This window comes from Micromonospora sp. WMMD1120, from assembly GCF_029626235.1.
GTDB lineage: Bacteria > Actinomycetota > Actinomycetes > Mycobacteriales > Micromonosporaceae > Micromonospora.
Genome location: NZ_JARUBO010000005.1, coordinates 920,491 through 935,745, shown reverse-complemented (window position 1 = coordinate 935,745; position 15,255 = coordinate 920,491). Strand labels below are relative to the sequence as shown.

Genomic DNA, 15,255 nt, shown 5'->3' with positions numbered 1-15,255 from the left:
GGGTTAGGCGTCGGCGTCGTCGGGGTCGTCTAGGCGGGCCAGGTAGGTGGCCAGGCGTTCGACGGGGGTTTCGAAGTCGGGGTTGAGGTCGACGAAGTCGCGCAGGCGTTCGCCCAGCCACTCCAGGGTCACCTGCTCGTCGCCCCGGCGCTCGATCAGCTCCTCGATGCCACGGTCGGTGAAGTACACGGCGTACGTCCTCGTGCTCGGCCCGGCGCGGGCCGGGCGGGTCGGTGGTGGGTGGGACCGACGCGAGCCGGGGCAGGACCGTGGTCGACGGCCCTGCCCCGGCTCGCGGCGCGGTCAGGTCACGGGCGGGGGAGAGCCGCCTCGATCAGCGCGGTCTGCTCGACGTCGTGCGTCTTTGCCGAGCCGACCGCCGGGGCGGCGGCGGCCGGGCGGGAGATCCGCCGCAGCCGGACGTCGCTGAGGTGCTCCAGCAGGTTGAGCGCGACGAACGACCAGGCACCCTGGTTGGCCGGCTCCTCCTGCACCCAGGCGAAGTCCTCGGCGTTCGGGTACTGCGCCAGGGCGGCGCGGATCTCCTCCACCGGGAGCGGGTAGAGCTGCTCGATCCGGATGATCGCGGTGTCGGTGACGCCGCGCTCCTGCCGGGCCTGGAACAGGTCGTAGTAGACCTTGCCGGAGCAGAGCAGCACCCGCTTCACCGCCTCCGGCGCCGGGGCGGCCGTGTCGCGCAGCACCGGCTGGAAGGTGCCGGTGGTGAAGTCCTCCACCGAGGAGACGCAGAGCTTGTGCCGCAGCAGCGACTTCGGCGTGAACACCACCAGCGGCTTGCGCTTGGGCGACAGGGCCTGACGGCGCAGCAGGTGGAAGTAGTTCGCCGGGGTGGTCGGGATGGCCACCCGCATGTTGTCCTCGGCGCACATCTGGAGGAACCGCTCCGGCCGACCGGAGGTGTGGTCCGGGCCCTGGCCCTCGTGGCCGTGCGGCAGCAGCAGGGTGACGGCGGACCGCTGGCCCCACTTCACCTCGCCGGACGAGATGAACTCGTCGATCACCGACTGGGCGCCGTTGACGAAGTCGCCGAACTGGGCCTCCCAGGCGACCAGGGCGTTGATGTTCTCCACCGAGTAGCCGTACTCGAAGCCCATCGCCGCGTACTCGCTGAGCAGCGAGTCGTGCACGAAGAACCGGGAGCGCTCGCCGTCGCCGGTGAGCGACTTCAGCGGCAGGTAGTCGTCGCCGGTGCGGGAGTCGACCACCGAGGCGTGCCGCTGGACGAACGTGCCGCGGCGCGAGTCCTGACCGGCCAGCCGGACGGTCACCCCGTCGTGCAGCAGCGCCCCGAACGCGATGATCTCGCCGTAGCCCCAGTCGATGTTGCCCTCGGTGGACATCTTGGCCCGCCGGTCGAGCAGCTGTTGGATCCGCTTGTGCGGGGTGAAGCCCTCGGGCAGGTTGACGTGTGCCTCGCCGATGGCCTTGATCACCGACGCGTCGGTGGCGGTGTCGACCTGCGGCTCCGGCTCCTCCTCGCGGCGCTGCCGGTTGAGCTGCCGTGGCGCCGAGGCGGCGTCCCGGGTGGCCTTGAAGACCTTCTCCAGCTGCGCCTGGTAGTCGCGCAGCAGCTCCTCCGCGTCCTCCACGGTGATGTCGCCGCGGCCGATCAGCTCCTCGGTGTAGAGCTTGCGGACCGAGCGCTTCGAGTCAATGATCTTGTACATCTGCGGGTTGGACATCGACGGGTCGTCGCCCTCGTTGTGCCCGCGCCGGCGGTAGCAGACCATGTCGATCACGACGTCCTTGTTGAACGTCTGCCGGTATTCGAAGGCCAGCCGGGCCACCCGGACCACGGCCTCCGGGTCGTCACCGTTGACGTGGAAGATCGGCGCCTGGATCATCCGGGCCACGTCGGTGCTGTACAGGCTGGACCGGCTGTATTCCGGGGCGGTGGTGAAGCCGACCTGGTTGTTGACCACCACGTGCACGGTGCCGCCGGTGCGGTAGCCGCGCAACTGCGACAGGTTGAGAGTCTCGGCGACCACGCCCTGCCCGGCGAACGCGGCGTCACCGTGCACCGCCAGCGGCAGCACGGTGTAGCCCTCCAGCTTGAGGTCGATCCGGTCCTGCTTGGCCCGGACGATGCCCTCCAGCACGGGGTCGACGGCCTCCAGGTGCGACGGGTTGGCCACCACCGACACCTTGACCGCGTGCTCGCCGTCCGGAGTGGTGAACTTGCCGTTCTGGCCCAGGTGGTATTTCACGTCGCCGGAGCCCTGCGTCGAGCGCGGGTCCAGGTGCCCCTCGAACTCCGAGAAGATCTTTTCGTACGGCTTGCCGACGATGTTGGCGAGCACGTTGAGCCGACCCCGGTGGGCCATGCCGATGACGACCTCGTCGAGCCCGTTCTCGGCTGCGGACTCCAGCACCTCGCCGAGCAGCGGGATCAGCGACTCGCCGCCCTCCAGCGAGAAGCGCTTCTGGCCGACGTACTTCGTCTGGAGGAAGGTCTCGAACGCCTCGGCCGCGTTGAGCCGGTTGAGCACGTGCTTCTGCTCGTCGGCGGACGGCTTCTCGTACTTGCGCTCGATCCGTTCCTGGACCCAGCGCCGCTCCTCCGGGTCCTGGATGTGCATGTACTCGATGCCGACCCGGCGGCAGTACGAGTCGCGCAGCACGCCCAGGATCTCGCGCAGCTTCATCCGCTGCCGGCCGGCGAAGCCGTTGACCGGGAACTCGCGGTCCAGGTCCCACAGGGTGAGGCCGTGCTGGAGGACGTCCAGGTCGGGGTGCTTGCGGATCTTGAATTCCAGCGGGTCGGTGTCGGCCATCAGGTGACCGCGCACCCGGTACGCGTGGATCAGCTCGTGCACCCGGGCGGTCTTGTTGATCTGCCCCTCGGAGTTGACCGCCACGTCGCGCATCCAGCGCACCGGCTCGTACGGGATGCGCAGCGCGGTGAAGATCTGGTCGTAGAAGCCGTGCTCGCCCAGGATCAGCTCGTGCATGGCCTTGAGGAACTCGCCGGACTGCGCGCCCTGGATGATCCGGTGGTCGTACGTGCTGGTCAGCGTGATGATCTTGCTGACCGCCAGCTCGGCGAGAGTGGCCTCGGACATCCCCTGGTAGGGGGCCGGGTACTCCATGGCGCCGACGCCGATGATCGCGCTCTGCCCCTGCATCAGGCGGGGCATCGAGTGCACGGTGCCGATGCCGCCCGGGTTGGTCAGCGAGATCGTGGTGCCGGAGTAGTCCTCCATGGTCAGCTCGTTGCGCCGCGCCCGCCGGACCACGTCCTCGTACGCCTGCCAGAACTGCCGGAAGTCCATCTGCTCGCAGCCCTTGATGGAGGGGACCACCAGGTTGCGGCTGCCGTCCGGCTTGGCCAGGTCGATGGCGATGCCGAGGTTGACGTGCGGCGGGCGGACAACGGCGGGCTTGCCGTTGGCCTCGGCGAAGGAGTTGTTCATCTCCGGGTGCTGGACCAGCGCCCGGACCATCGCGTAGCCGACCAGGTGGGTGAAGCTAACCTTGCCACCGCGCCCCCGGGCGAGGTGGTTGTTGATCACGATGCGGTTGTCGACGAGCAGCTTGGCCGGGACGGCGCGCACGCTCGTCGCGGTGGGCACGCTCAGCGAGGCGTCCATGTTCTGGACGATCTTCGCGGCGACGCCCCGCAACGGCGTGGTCTGCGGACCGTCGGCGGTCGGCGCGGTGGCCTTGGCCGCCGGCTTGGCCGGTGCGGCCTTCTCCGGGGTGGCGGTGGCCTTCTCGGCGGTGGCGGCGGGCTTGGCCGTGGTGGCGGCGGGCTTGCCGGGGGCGGCCTGCGCGGTGGCCGGCTTGGCCGGGGCGCTCGGCTGCTTCACCTGGGCGGCGGGCTCGGGCTGGCCGTCCGGCTCGGGAGCGGCGGCCGGCTTGCCGGACGACTCGGCGCCGCGCGGGGTGGCCGCTCCGGGGGCCGGCCGGTAGTCGGCAAAGAAGTCGTGCCAGGCCGAATCGACGCTCGACGGGTCGGCGAGGTAGCGCTGGTACATCTCCTCCACGACCCACTCGTTCGGGCCGAAACCCGCTAGTGGGTTATCCTGCGAAGTCTGCTGGGTCGACACGGCCGGTAATCGCCTCTTTCACGCGGGTTTGTGTGGCACGCGGTGCGTCCGCTGAGCTTCCGTCAGGAGCACAGACGGGACGGTTCCAGGCTACGCCGTACCGATCCCGCAGGCATTTCCGCCTGCTTCCCGTGGCCGGTTTCACAGAAGACGCCAGAAGTTCGTCAACGCCTGCGCACGCGCCGTGGTGGTGCTACACGCGCCGACCCCGGGACGGCCGGCCGTTCGCCGCCGTCCCGGGGTCGCAAGCGCTGTCAGGCGATGTCGCGACGCCGCGTGATGAGGACGCCGACGACGCCGCTGACCAGTGCGTAGCCGAACAGCACCAGGGCGCCGACCCACCAGGCCGGGACGAACTCCGACTGGCCCTCGGTGATCATGACCTGGGACGCCACAGCGGGCCAGATCACCTGCCACTTGAGCACCGCCTCGCTGTCGAGCACGTTCGACAGGAGCAGGAACAGCAGACCAATCACCTGGGTGCCGACCAGGTAGAGCACCGCGGCCGTGATCACCGCGCCGAGCTGGTTGGTGATCAGCGTGCCGATGCCCACGCCGAGGATCGTCCAGATGGCGTACGCGAGCAGGTTGAACAGCAGCGCCCGCTGCACCGGCCACTCACCGAGCTGGGCGCCGTAGTCGTTGAGGGACAGGAAGATCGAGCCGGCGGCCAGGTCGACGACGGTGGTCGCCAGCCAGAAGAAGAACCCGAGCAGGCTCGCGGCGATGAGCTTGCCGACGATCACCGAGGTCCGCCGCGGGGTGGTGAGGAACGTCGTGGTCGCCGTCTGGTGGAAGAACTCGTTGGTGACCATCAGGATGCCGATGAGCATCACGAACATCAGCCCGAGGTACTGACCTGAGGTGTAGAGGTTCGCCGCCTGCGCGGCCGGCGTGGACTGCTCCGGGCTGGCGCCCAGGTCCCCGCCGTCGCCGCCGAGGACGGTGACGGCGTACCAGGCGTTGAACGCGAAGGCCAGGGCGATCGACAGCAACGCGCCGAGGGCCAGCCACCACCACGTGCTGGTGGTGCGGATCTTGAGGAGTTCGGCTCGGACCAGGTTCATCGGATGCCCGCCTTTCCGGCCGTCAGCTCCAGGAAGACCCGTTCCAGGTCGGGCCGTTCGGTGGTCAGTTCGTGCAGCTCGACGCCGGCGGCCAGGGCGGACCGGCCGATCGTCGGGGCGTCCACCCCGGCGACCAGCAGGGTGCCGTGCTCGTCGGTCTCGACGGTCGCCGACTGCGCCTTCAGGGCGGCGGTCAGCGCCTCGGCCTGCGGGGTGCGGACCCGGACCCGGGCGCTCTGCGCCATCGAGCCGAGGACCTGGTCGACCGGCCCCTGCCGGACCAGCTGCCCGGCCGCGATGATCACCACGTCGTCCGCGAGCAGCTGCATCTCCGACAGCAGGTGACTGGAGACCAGCACGGTGCGGCCCTGCTGGGCGAGACCCTTGAGGAAGCCCCGCATCCACCGGATGCCCTCCGGGTCGAGCCCGTTGGCCGGCTCGTCGAGGATCAGCACGCGCGGGTCGCCGAGCATCGCCGCGGCGATCCCGAGCCGCTGCTTCATGCCCAACGAGTAGCCCTTGAACTTGCGCTTGGCCGCCGGGGTCAGCCCGACCATCGCCAGCGCCTCGTCGGCCCGCTGCTTCGGCAGCCCCGCCGCCGCGCAGATGACCCGGAGGTGGTTGATGCCGGTGCGGCCCTTGTGCGCGCTGGATGCCTCCAGCACCGCGCCGACGTGCCGCAGCGGGTCGGTGAGGTCGGCGTACCGGTGGCCGCTGATGGTGGCCGTGCCGGCGGTCGGCGTGACCAGGTTCAGCAGCATGCGCAGCGTGGTGGTCTTACCGGCGCCGTTCGGGCCGAGGAAGCCGGTGACCCGCCCCGGTGCCACGGTGAAGGACAGATCGTTCACCGCCCGCACGTTTTTGTACTGCTTCGTCAGACCGGACACCACGATCTGACCGTCGCTGGTGGGGCTTCGCTGCCCGTCAGTCATCATTCTCCTCCCGTGTGGCGTAGAGGAACGCCGTGGCACAGCGTGACGGCCCGTGGCAGCAAGGTCAATCAGGCGCGGTCAGTATGTTCGCCTCCGTCGCGGGGTGGAGGCGGGTCCTCCCTGCGAACGACCAGCCGGCCTCAGCGGGCTATCCAGGTCGCCCGCGCCGCGCCGAGCAGCGCGCCGTCCGGCCCGTACAGGCTGGTGTGCACGAACGCCTTGCGCCCGTCGACGCCGAGCAGCGCGCCGGTCACCACGCACTCGTCGCCCGGCTCCGGCAGCGCGGAGACGACGGCGCCGATCCGCCCCAGCAGGTACGGGCGCCCCGGCGCGAGCACCGTCCAGCCGCCGGGGCAGTCCAGCGCCGCCCAGACCGTGGCCGTGCTCACCCCCTCGGGCGCGCGGAACGGGGCGGCCGTCCGCCCGTCCGCCAGCCGGCCGGGGAAGATCCGCAGCCCGTCGGCCCGCTGCGGCCCGCAGACGTAACAGCCGGGAAACGGATGTTCGACCAGGCCGGGGTAGCGGGTGGCGGCGGCCGCCGCGGTCACCAGATCCACCGGGGGTACGACGGCATCGATCGCCCCGGCCGGACGGACCTCGGCGACCAGTTCGCCGGCCGGGTCACGGACCTCGCCGTCGGCGTAGGTCAGCTCGGTGTCCAGGGGCGGCGGCCGGCGCAGCGTCACCTCGACCGGCCCGGTGTCGCCGGCGGCGGTGGCGAAGACGCCGGCGCTCCAGCCGCCGTTGCCGGAGCCGGGCGGGCCGTTGTGGCGGGACTCGATGCGCATTGTCGACCTCCGGTGCGGCGAACCGGCGCCGATGCCAATTCGTCAGGCGAGCCTCGCACGACCGGCGCGCGGCGCATCCGCCGGCCGGCGTTCACCCTGCCGACACCAGTGGTGCCCGTGGATGGCAACCCGAGGCCCTTACACAGATGCCATGGCCGTTCTGCATGCCGCTGGCGCACCCCTGACGACCAGCGGATACACCCTGCTGATCGCCGACGACCCCACCCAGGTCGCGGCCGCGCAACGCCTGCGCCACGAGGTGTTCGCCACCGAGCTCGGCGCCACCCTCCTGCCCGGTGAGAGCGGGTTGGACGTGGATCCCTTCGACGCGTACTGCGACCACCTGATCGTCCGGGAGGACAGCACCGGCGAGGTGGTCGGCACGTACCGGCTGCTGCCGCCGGGACGGACCGACCGGCGGTACGCCGAAGGCGAGTTCGACCTGCGGGCGCTCGACCCGCTCCGCGACGACCTGGTCGAGACGGGCCGGTCCTGTGTGCACCCGGCGCACCGGTCCGGCGCGGTGATCAACCTGATGTGGGCGGGCCTCACCCGCTACCTGCACCTGCGCGGCTCCCGCTGGCTCGGTGGCTGCGCCTCGGTGCCGGTGGCCGACGGTGGGCGGACGGTCGCCGAGGTGTGGACCCAGGCGCAGAGTCGGCACCTGTCGCCGCCGCCGCTGCGGGTGCGCCCGCTGCGGCCCTGGTTCGGCGAGCAGGCCACTCCCCGCGCGCGAACCGGCAACCCGTCCGGTGTCGTCGAGTCGGGCGGGCGGGTCGCGGTGCCACCGTTGCTGCGCGGTTACCTCCGGCTCGGCGCGTGGATCTGCGGCGAGCCGTCGTACGACAGCGACTTCGACTGCGCGGACTTCTACGTGCTGTTCTCGCTCGACCGGATGAACCCGCGCTACCTGCGGCACTTCCTCGGCGAGGCGGCATGAACAGCGCGGCGTACGACCTGTGGCGGCCCACCTCGGGCTGCGACGACGACTGCCTGCCGGCGGCCGGCGCGGTGCCCACGGCGTCGGTGTCCCGCCGGGTGCTCCGGTCGGTCGCCGCCCTCGGCATGCTGCTGGCCGGTGTCGGCCTGGTGGTGCTGCTGCCGGTGCTGCCGACCCAGGAACGGCAGGCGGCGGTGCGCGGTTGGGCGCGGGCGACCATCCGGGCCTTCGGCGTCCGCCTGGTGCTCCGGGGTCGGCTGCCCCGGCGGCGGGCGCTGCTGGTCGCCAACCACGTCTCCTGGTTGGACATCCTCGCGGTGCTCGCCGTCGCGCCGACCCGGATGGTCGCGAAGCGGGAGATCCGCTCCTGGCCGGTGGTCGGCTTGCTGGCCGCGGCGGCGGGCACCGTGTTCGTGGACCGTGCCCGGCCGCGGGAGCTGCCGGGCACGGTGCGCCGGCTCGCCGACGCGCTGCGCGCCGGGCGGTCGGTGACTGTCTTTCCGGAGGGCACCACGTGGTGCGCCGATACGGACGCCGATGACTGCCGCCCGGGCAGGGGCTTCCGCCCGGCGATGTTCCAGGCCGCCATCGACGCGGGCAGCCCGGTGGTGCCGCTGCGGATCTCCTACCGCTGCCGGGCCACCGGAACGACCACCACGGTGGCGGCCTTCCTCGGTGCGGACACCCTGCTGCGGTCGGTGGTCCGGGTGATGGCGGCGCGAGAACTTGTGGTCTCGGTGACGATCGCCAGCGCGCTGCACCCGGCCCGGGACGCCGACCGGCGGTTGCTGGCCCGGGCCGCCGAGTCCGCCGTACACCTCGTGTCGGCGGCGGCTGGCCCGCCACGAGCCCGGCTGCGGCCGGTGCCCACGGCGCCCCCCGTGGTGCCGGTCCCGACCGCCGCCGATCGTGAGTTGGACCTGGCGGCCTGAGCGAGCCGCTGCCACGAGCCACACGGCGTGCGCCCTGCGGCGTGCCAAGATCGCGCTCGTTCCGGGAAGTGGTGGCCCTGGTCGGCGTGGGATGCCACTACAACCAGGATCGAGCGCGATCGTGGCGCGCGGTGGCACTGCCACCCTCGCGACTGTCTTGTGCTATCGCGATGTATCGCGTTACTGTCTCCCCGGGGAAGCGCGCGCTCTGCCGCGTCGCCGAGAGGGGAGCAGCCATGGCCGGATGGACGGTCGAGAGTCCGCAGCGGCTCACCATGGACGGTCCGGTGTTCCGGCTGGACGTCCAGCTCATCAGTGGACGCCTCAACGTGGTCGCCACCGACGGCCCGGCCCGCATCGACGTCACCCAGGTCGGCCGCCGCCCGATCCTGATCGACCACGCCGACGGCCGGCTCCGCATCCGCCAGGAGCGCGGTCGCGGCTGGTCGGGCGTGCTGGGCTGGTTCCGGTCCGTGCACCGCTTCCCGCGGGTGGACGTGTCCGTGGCCGTGCCCGCCGACGTCCTCGCCGACCTGGGTCTGGTGGCGGGGTCGCTCGTCGCGTCCGGCCTGCGCCGGCGGACCAGGGTCAACGTCGTCTCCGGTCAGATCACCCTGATGGGTCTGCGGGGCGAGACCGCGGCGACGATCACCTCCGGGCCGGTGGAGGCGCTCGGCGTCCGTGGCGACCTCAGCCTGGAGACGGTCTCCGGTGAGGTGATCCTCGCCGACAGCGCCGCCGAGCGGGTGCGCGCCCAGACCGTGTCCGGCGCCATCACCTGCGACCTGGACAATCCCCGGCGCAGCGACATCACGCTGACCACCATCTCGGGCGGCATCACCGTCCGGGTCCGGGAGGACAGCGACCTCGCCGTCCGGCTGAACACCGCCTCCGGCCGGATCACCAGCGGCTTCCCGCAACTGCACACCTCGACGTTCCCGCTGCCCAGCAGTGAGGGGGTGCTCGGCGCCGGCGAGGGTAAGCTCTGGGCTTCCGCGACCTCGGGGAGCATCGCCCTGCTCGCCCGAGCGGTCGACGACGACGGGGAGGGGCTGCCGTGACCGCCGTGTTCAGCCACGGGCGGCTCCGGCTCTACCTGCTCAAGCTCCTCGACGACGGCCCGAAGCACGGCTACGAGCTGATTCGCCTGCTGGAGGACCGGTTCCTCGGGCTGTACGCGCCCAGCGCCGGCACCATCTACCCACGGCTGCAACGGCTGGAGGCCGAGGGCCTGGTCAGCCACACCGCGGCCGGGGGCCGCAAGACGTACGACATCACCGATGCGGGCCGTGCCGAGCTGCGCCAGCGCGCCGACGAGCTGACCGCGCTGGAGGCGGACATCGCCGCCTCGGTGGCCGACCTCTCCAGCCTGGCCGGCGAGATCCGCAGCGAGGTGCGCGGCTCGGTACGCGACCTCAAGCGGGAGCTGAGCGAGGCCACCCGGCAGACCCGGCGGGCCCGGTGGGAGCCGCCGGCCCCGCCACCCCGGCCGGGGCCGTCCGCCGGGCCGCAGGCCGACCTGCTCGACGACCTCGACAAGCGCCTCGCCGCCTTCACCACCGAGGTCGGTCGGCTGGTCCGCGGCCGGCAGTTCAGCGACACCCAGCTACGCACCGCCGTCCGGCTGCTCGACGGCGCCCTGGACGGGCTGCGCCGCCTGCTGCGCTGACCACCCCACCGCGCCGCACACCGACCACGCGGGCCGCAAGGGGTGGCCGGCGACTCACAGGGTTTTTGCAGGAAGCGTCCAGCGCTGACGCAGTGACGTCACCGATGATGGGCGCATGCCCGCTACCCAGACCGAGGCGCGTCTGCTCGTCGTCGAGGACGACCCCAACATCCTCGAACTGCTCTCCGCGAGCCTACGGTTCGCGGGCTTCGACGTGGCCACCGCGACCAGCGGGAGCGCGGCGCTGCACGCGGCCAAGGACCACCGGCCCGACCTGGTGGTGCTCGACGTGATGCTCCCCGACCTGGACGGCTTCGAGGTCATCCGGATGCTCCGCGAGGGCGGGACGCGTACCCCCGTGGTGTTCCTGACCGCCCGGGACGCCACCGACGACAAGATCCGTGGGCTCACCCTGGGCGGCGACGACTACGTCACCAAGCCGTTCAGCCTGGAGGAGCTGACCGCGCGCATCCGCGCCGTGCTGCGCCGCACCACGACCGGCGAGCAGGCGCCGTCCCGGCTCACCTTCGCCGACCTGGAGTTGGACGAGGAGACCCACGAGGTGCACCGGGCCGGGCAGCGGGTGCAGCTCTCGCCCACCGAGTTCAAGCTGCTGCGCTATCTGATGCTCAACGCCAACCGGGTGCTGTCCAAGGCGCAGATCCTCGACCACGTCTGGAACTACGACTTCCGTGGTGACGACAACATCGTCGAGTCCTACATCTCCTACCTGCGCCGCAAGGTGGACACCACCCAGCCTCGGCTGATCCACACCCTCCGCGGCGTCGGATACGTGCTGCGCAAGCCGGCGGCGTGAACCCGGTCCAGCAGGCGAAGGGACGGGTCCGGGGCGTACCGCTGCGGATCAAGCTGGTCACCTCGGTGCTGGCCCTGGTCGCCGTCGCGCTGCTGGTGATCAGCGTGTCGACCGCGTACTTCCTGCACAACTACCTGGTCGACCAGATCGACTGGGAGCTGCGCAGCTCCGCCAAGGGGATCCAGTCCATCACGCCGTCGACGGACTCCGTCTCGCTGCCCAGCGACTACGTGGTCGTGCTGACCACCCCGGCGACCGGCCAGGTGCAGAGACCGGTGTACGACAAGACCCGCTTCCGGGTGGACGACCTGCCACCGTGGCCGAACGACGCCAGCGGGTTCGAGACGCAGGAGGCGGCCCAGGGCGGCGTGCCGCGCACCGTCCGCGCCCGGGACAGCTCGGTGCGTTGGCGGATGCTCTACACGGAGCTGCCCAACGGTCAGGTGGCCGCGATCGGCCAGCACCTGACCGACGTCGATCTCGCCGTGAAGCGGCTGGCCTGGATCGACCTGCTGGTCGGCGGAGCGGTGCTGATCATGCTGGCGTCGGTCGGCGCGGCGATCGTGCGGACCAGCCTCAAACCCCTCGTCGAGATCGAACGCACCGCCGCCGCCATCGCCGGCGGTGACCTGACCCGCCGGGTGCCCGACCCGGAGGAGGGTGAGGAGCATCCGACCTCCGAGCTGGGCCGGCTCTCCCGTGCCCTGAACGCGATGCTCACCCAGATCGAGGCGGCGTTCACCGCCCGGGCCGCGTCGGAGACCTCGGCGCGCTGGGCGGAGAGCGCCGCCCGGGACGCCGCTGTCGCCGCCCAGGCGTCCGAGGCGCGCGCCATCCGCTCCGAGGAACGGATGCGCCAGTTCGTCGCCGACGCCTCGCACGAGCTGCGGACGCCGCTGACCACCATCCGGGGCTTCGCTGAGCTGTACCGGCAGGGCGCGGCCCGCGAGCCGGAGCAGACCGCCGGCCTGCTGCGCCGGATCGAGGACGAGGCGGCCCGGATGGGACTCCTGGTGGAGGACCTGCTGCTGCTCGCCCGGTTGGACCGGGAGCGACCGCTCGCGCTGACCCCCGTGGAGCTGCCGGTGCTCGCCTCCGACGCGGTGCAGGCGGCGCGGGTGGTGGCCCCGGACCGGCGGATCGAGCTGGAGATCGAGTCCGATTCGGGCCCGCTCGTCGTCTCCGCCGACGACGCGCGGCTGCGTCAGGTCATCGGCAACCTGGTCACCAACGCCTTGACGCACACCCCGCCGGAGGCCGAGATCCGGGTGCGCCTGCGCGCCGAACCGGGTGGCTTCGCCGTCGTGGAGGTGGCCGACACCGGACCCGGCCTGACGGCGGAGCAGGCGGAGCGGGTCTTCGAACGGTTCTACCGGGCCGACGCGGCGCGGACCCGGCGGGCCGACGGCAACACCGGCACCGGCCTCGGCCTGGCCATCGTCGCCGCGCTCGTCGCCGCCCACCACGGCTCGGTCGAGGTGGCCGAGACGCCCGGTGGCGGGGCCACCTTCCGGGTCCGGCTGCCACTGCTGCACCAGGGCGACGGGCCGGCCGAGTGACTTTCAGCCAACTTCCAGGACGGTTCCAGCTTGAACGCAGAGCGGGGGGAGAAGGTAGTGCCATGACCGAGTTCGAGTCCGACCCGCAGCGCCGGCCGGCCCCCACCGACGCCGAGCCGTCGCACCCCACCGCCGAGCTGCCGCGCGACGAGCGCGCGCAGTCCGACTCACCGACCACTCCGGTGCCGGTCGTCCCGACCACCGGCGACCCGGAGACCACCACCGCCGGCCCCTCGGGGTACGCCGGCCAGCCGGGCGGGGTTGCCCCGGCCACCGCCCAGCCGACCGGGTACGAGCCGCCGGCCGCCACCCCCTCCGCGCCGCCGTACCCGGTCTCCGGCCACCCGACGTCCGGCCAGCCCGGCTACCCGCAGCCGGCCGCCGGCCACTACCCCGGCGCCCAGTGGTACCAGGGCCAGCAGTCCGGCTGGGCCGGCGCGGGCCAGCCGGGTGTGGCGTACCAGCAACACCACCAGCACCACCCCGGGCAGCACCAGCAGCACCCGGGCCAGCCGGTCCCGCCGTGGGGCCCGCAGGTCGCGCCGCCCGGCAGCGGTCCCCGGCCGGGCCGGATCGCCAAGTTCGCCGGCGCCGGCGTCGCGGTGTTCGCGCTCATGCTCGGCTCCGGCGTGGCCGGCGGGGCGCTCGCGCTCGCCCTCGACGGCGACAGCGGCGGCGTCACCCGCACCTACTCGGCGGCACCCGTGATCAACGGCGCCGACCTGCCCAAGATCGCCGCATCGGTGCAGGACAGCGTCGTCTCGATCACCACCGACAGCGGTGAGGGCTCCGGGGTGGTGCTCAGCGCCGACGGTTACGTGCTGACCAACAACCACGTGGTCGCCTCCGCCGCCGGGGACGCCGTACGGGTGGTCTTCGCCGACGGAAAGACCGCCGACGCGAAGATCATCGGCACCGACCCGAAGACCGACCTGGCCGTGGTCAAGGCCAACGGGGTGAGCGACCTCAAGGCGGCGACGTTCGGCGACAGCGACGCCATGCAGGTCGGCGACCAGGTCCTCGCCCTGGGCAGCCCGCTCGGCCTCCAGGGGTCGGTGACCTCGGGCATCCTCAGCGCCCGGGACCGCACCATCCGGGCCGGCGAGGGCCAGCCGCAGGACCCCACCCGGCAGGGCCAGCCGGTCAGCTCGATCTCCGGCCTGCTCCAGACCGACGCCCCGATCAACCCCGGCAACTCCGGTGGCGCGCTGGTCAACACCCGGGGCGAGGTGATCGGCGTGAACACCGCCATCGCGACCTCCGGGCAGAGCACCGGCAACATCGGCGTCGGCTTCGCCATCCCCAGCAACAAGGCCAAGGACGTCGCGGGCAAGCTCCAGCGCGGCGAGAAGGTGAGCCACCCGTCGCTCGGCGTCGGCGTCAACCCGGCCGAGGGCGGCGGCGCGCTCGTCGCGTCGGTCACCCCGGGCAGCCCGGCCGAGAAGGCCGGTCTCCAGCGTGGCGACGTGGTCACCAGGTTCGGCGACAAGCCGGTGAACGACTCCGACGACCTGGTCGGCGCGGTGCAGGCCGGCAAGGTCGGCGACCGGGTCGAGGTGCAGTTCAAGCGCAACGGTGTCGAGAAGACCGTGTCCGTGACGCTCGCCGAGACGTCCTGACCGACATCTGAAACCTGCTTCCTCCCTCCGGCGGCGGGTGGCGGGGCCGAGGGGGTCGGCTCCGTCACCCGCCGCTTCTTCCGCCCGGACGGCGGTTCACCCGGATCGGGTGAACCGCCGTCACCCGTGTGCCGGGCAGGTTCGGGTGCGACCGGAAACCGGGGGTGGATGCGATGACAGCGCACGTCCGCGACGACCGACTGATCCAACGGGACGTCCTGGCGGAGCTGGCCTGGGACGCCCGGTCGCAGCCGAACGAGATCGGCGTGACCGTCGACCGGGGCGTGGTCACCCTGACCGGCTTCGTGGCCGGCGCCGCCCGCCGGTGGGCCGCGACCCGCTGCGCGCAACGGGTCCGTGGCGTCCGCGCGGTGGCCGACGAGATCGAGGTACGGCTGCCGGGCACACCGGGGCGTACCGACGCGGAGATCGCCACCGCCGCCACGCGGGCGTTGGAGTGGGACAGCTTCGTACCGGCCGAACGGCTGGACGTGACGGTTGCCAACGGCTGGCTGATGCTGCGCGGTGAGGTCGAGTTCGGCTGGCAGCGGCGTGCCGCCGAGGACGCGGTCCGGCGGCTCGACGGGGTACGCGGCAACACCAACCTGATCGAGGTACGTCCGGCGGCGCCGCCGCAGGCGGAACGGCTGCGGCGGGACGTCCAGCGGGCGCTGCTCCGCACGCTCGGCGGCGAGCGGGTGACGGTCGAGGTGGACGGCGACACGCTGGTCCTCGCCGGGGTGGTCCGTTCGTGGTGGGAACGCGACCAGGTCGAGCGGGTGGCCTGGTCCGCGCCCGGGGTGCGGGTGGTGCACGACCAGCTCCTGGTCGGCGGGTGATCGTCCGCGTCGTCCCGTTTACC

At 72.2% G+C, this 15,255-nt stretch carries 13 protein-coding genes; 8 read left to right on the top strand and 5 right to left on the bottom strand.

The genetic code is table 11. From position 1 onward, the window contains the following. Positions 1-3: 3 nt before the first annotated feature. The 5 genes from O7634_RS04445 to O7634_RS04425 all read right to left on the bottom strand — a co-directional run bounded on the left by O7634_RS04445 (position 4) and on the right by O7634_RS04425 (position 6,857). Positions 4-189: a DUF6104 family protein gene (locus tag O7634_RS04445; RefSeq protein WP_278148892.1), complete on the bottom strand. Its 186-nt coding sequence runs from the start codon at positions 187-189 to the stop codon at positions 4-6. 119 nt (positions 190-308) lie between these two features. Beyond that, a complete protein-coding gene (locus O7634_RS04440; protein ID WP_278148891.1) occupies positions 309-4,070 on the bottom strand; it encodes a multifunctional oxoglutarate decarboxylase/oxoglutarate dehydrogenase thiamine pyrophosphate-binding subunit/dihydrolipoyllysine-residue succinyltransferase subunit in 3,762 nt (1,253 codons plus the stop codon). A gap of 254 nt (positions 4,071-4,324) precedes the next feature. Next, entirely contained in the window at positions 4,325-5,137 is an 813-nt protein-coding gene (locus tag O7634_RS04435; RefSeq protein ID WP_278148890.1) for an ABC transporter permease, read from the bottom strand. After that, positions 5,134-6,069, bottom strand: coding sequence for an ABC transporter ATP-binding protein (locus O7634_RS04430; RefSeq protein ID WP_278148889.1), 936 nt, complete (start codon positions 6,067-6,069; stop codon positions 5,134-5,136). The genes O7634_RS04435 and O7634_RS04430 overlap by 4 nt, the downstream gene beginning before the upstream one ends. Positions 6,070-6,209: 140 nt before the next feature. Further along, positions 6,210-6,857 carry a hypothetical protein gene (locus O7634_RS04425; protein ID WP_278148888.1) on the bottom strand — a complete coding sequence of 216 codons (648 nt, stop codon included), beginning with the start codon at positions 6,855-6,857 and terminating at the stop codon, positions 6,210-6,212. Between the two features lie 151 nt (positions 6,858-7,008). Between O7634_RS04425 and O7634_RS04420 the strand changes: the two genes are divergently transcribed. The 8 genes from O7634_RS04420 (at position 7,009) to O7634_RS04385 (ending at position 15,232) form a co-directional block, all read left to right on the top strand. Next, positions 7,009-7,797, top strand: a complete 789-nt coding sequence (locus tag O7634_RS04420) for a GNAT family N-acyltransferase (RefSeq protein WP_278148887.1) — start codon at positions 7,009-7,011, stop codon at positions 7,795-7,797. Next, positions 7,794-8,729, top strand: coding sequence for a lysophospholipid acyltransferase family protein (locus tag O7634_RS04415; protein WP_278148886.1), 936 nt, complete (start codon positions 7,794-7,796; stop codon positions 8,727-8,729). The genes O7634_RS04420 and O7634_RS04415 overlap by 4 nt, the downstream gene beginning before the upstream one ends. 236 nt (positions 8,730-8,965) lie before the next feature. Next, positions 8,966-9,790 carry a DUF4097 family beta strand repeat-containing protein gene (locus O7634_RS04410; RefSeq protein WP_278148885.1) on the top strand — a complete coding sequence of 275 codons (825 nt, stop codon included), beginning with the start codon at positions 8,966-8,968 and terminating at the stop codon, positions 9,788-9,790. Next, positions 9,787-10,398, top strand: coding sequence for a PadR family transcriptional regulator (locus O7634_RS04405; RefSeq protein WP_278148884.1), 612 nt, complete (start codon positions 9,787-9,789; stop codon positions 10,396-10,398). The genes O7634_RS04410 and O7634_RS04405 overlap by 4 nt, the downstream gene beginning before the upstream one ends. Before the next feature lie 115 nt (positions 10,399-10,513). Further along, positions 10,514-11,215, top strand: coding sequence for a response regulator transcription factor (locus tag O7634_RS04400; RefSeq protein WP_110561683.1), 702 nt, complete (start codon positions 10,514-10,516; stop codon positions 11,213-11,215). Then, the gene (locus tag O7634_RS04395) at positions 11,212-12,774 is read left to right on the top strand and encodes a HAMP domain-containing sensor histidine kinase (protein WP_278148883.1); all 1,563 of its coding nucleotides are present in this window, start codon (positions 11,212-11,214) and stop codon (positions 12,772-12,774) included. The genes O7634_RS04400 and O7634_RS04395 overlap by 4 nt, the downstream gene beginning before the upstream one ends. 62 nt (positions 12,775-12,836) lie before the next feature. Beyond that, complete coding sequence (locus tag O7634_RS04390; protein WP_278148882.1) at positions 12,837-14,393, top strand: trypsin-like peptidase domain-containing protein; 1,557 nt, start codon at positions 12,837-12,839, stop codon at positions 14,391-14,393. Between the two features lie 173 nt (positions 14,394-14,566). Further along, positions 14,567-15,232, top strand: a complete 666-nt coding sequence (locus O7634_RS04385) for a BON domain-containing protein (protein ID WP_278148881.1) — start codon at positions 14,567-14,569, stop codon at positions 15,230-15,232. Positions 15,233-15,255 lie beyond the last annotated feature (23 nt).

Excerpts from the sequence above, each read along its gene's own strand:
- O7634_RS04435 (WP_278148890.1), bottom strand. The coding sequence starts at position 5,137 with ATGAACCTGGTCCGAGCCGAACTCCTCAAGATCCGCACCACCAGCACG.
- O7634_RS04385 (WP_278148881.1), top strand. The coding sequence starts at position 14,567 with ATGACAGCGCACGTCCGCGACGACCGACTGATCCAACGGGACGTCCTG.
- O7634_RS04410 (WP_278148885.1), top strand. The coding sequence starts at position 8,966 with ATGGCCGGATGGACGGTCGAGAGTCCGCAGCGGCTCACCATGGACGGT.
- O7634_RS04425 (WP_278148888.1), bottom strand. The coding sequence starts at position 6,857 with ATGCGCATCGAGTCCCGCCACAACGGCCCGCCCGGCTCCGGCAACGGC.
- O7634_RS04415 (WP_278148886.1), top strand. The coding sequence starts at position 7,794 with ATGAACAGCGCGGCGTACGACCTGTGGCGGCCCACCTCGGGCTGCGAC.
- O7634_RS04390 (WP_278148882.1), top strand. The coding sequence starts at position 12,837 with ATGACCGAGTTCGAGTCCGACCCGCAGCGCCGGCCGGCCCCCACCGAC.
- O7634_RS04400 (WP_110561683.1), top strand. The coding sequence starts at position 10,514 with ATGCCCGCTACCCAGACCGAGGCGCGTCTGCTCGTCGTCGAGGACGAC.
- O7634_RS04430 (WP_278148889.1), bottom strand. The coding sequence starts at position 6,069 with ATGACTGACGGGCAGCGAAGCCCCACCAGCGACGGTCAGATCGTGGTG.
- O7634_RS04420 (WP_278148887.1), top strand. The coding sequence starts at position 7,009 with ATGGCCGTTCTGCATGCCGCTGGCGCACCCCTGACGACCAGCGGATAC.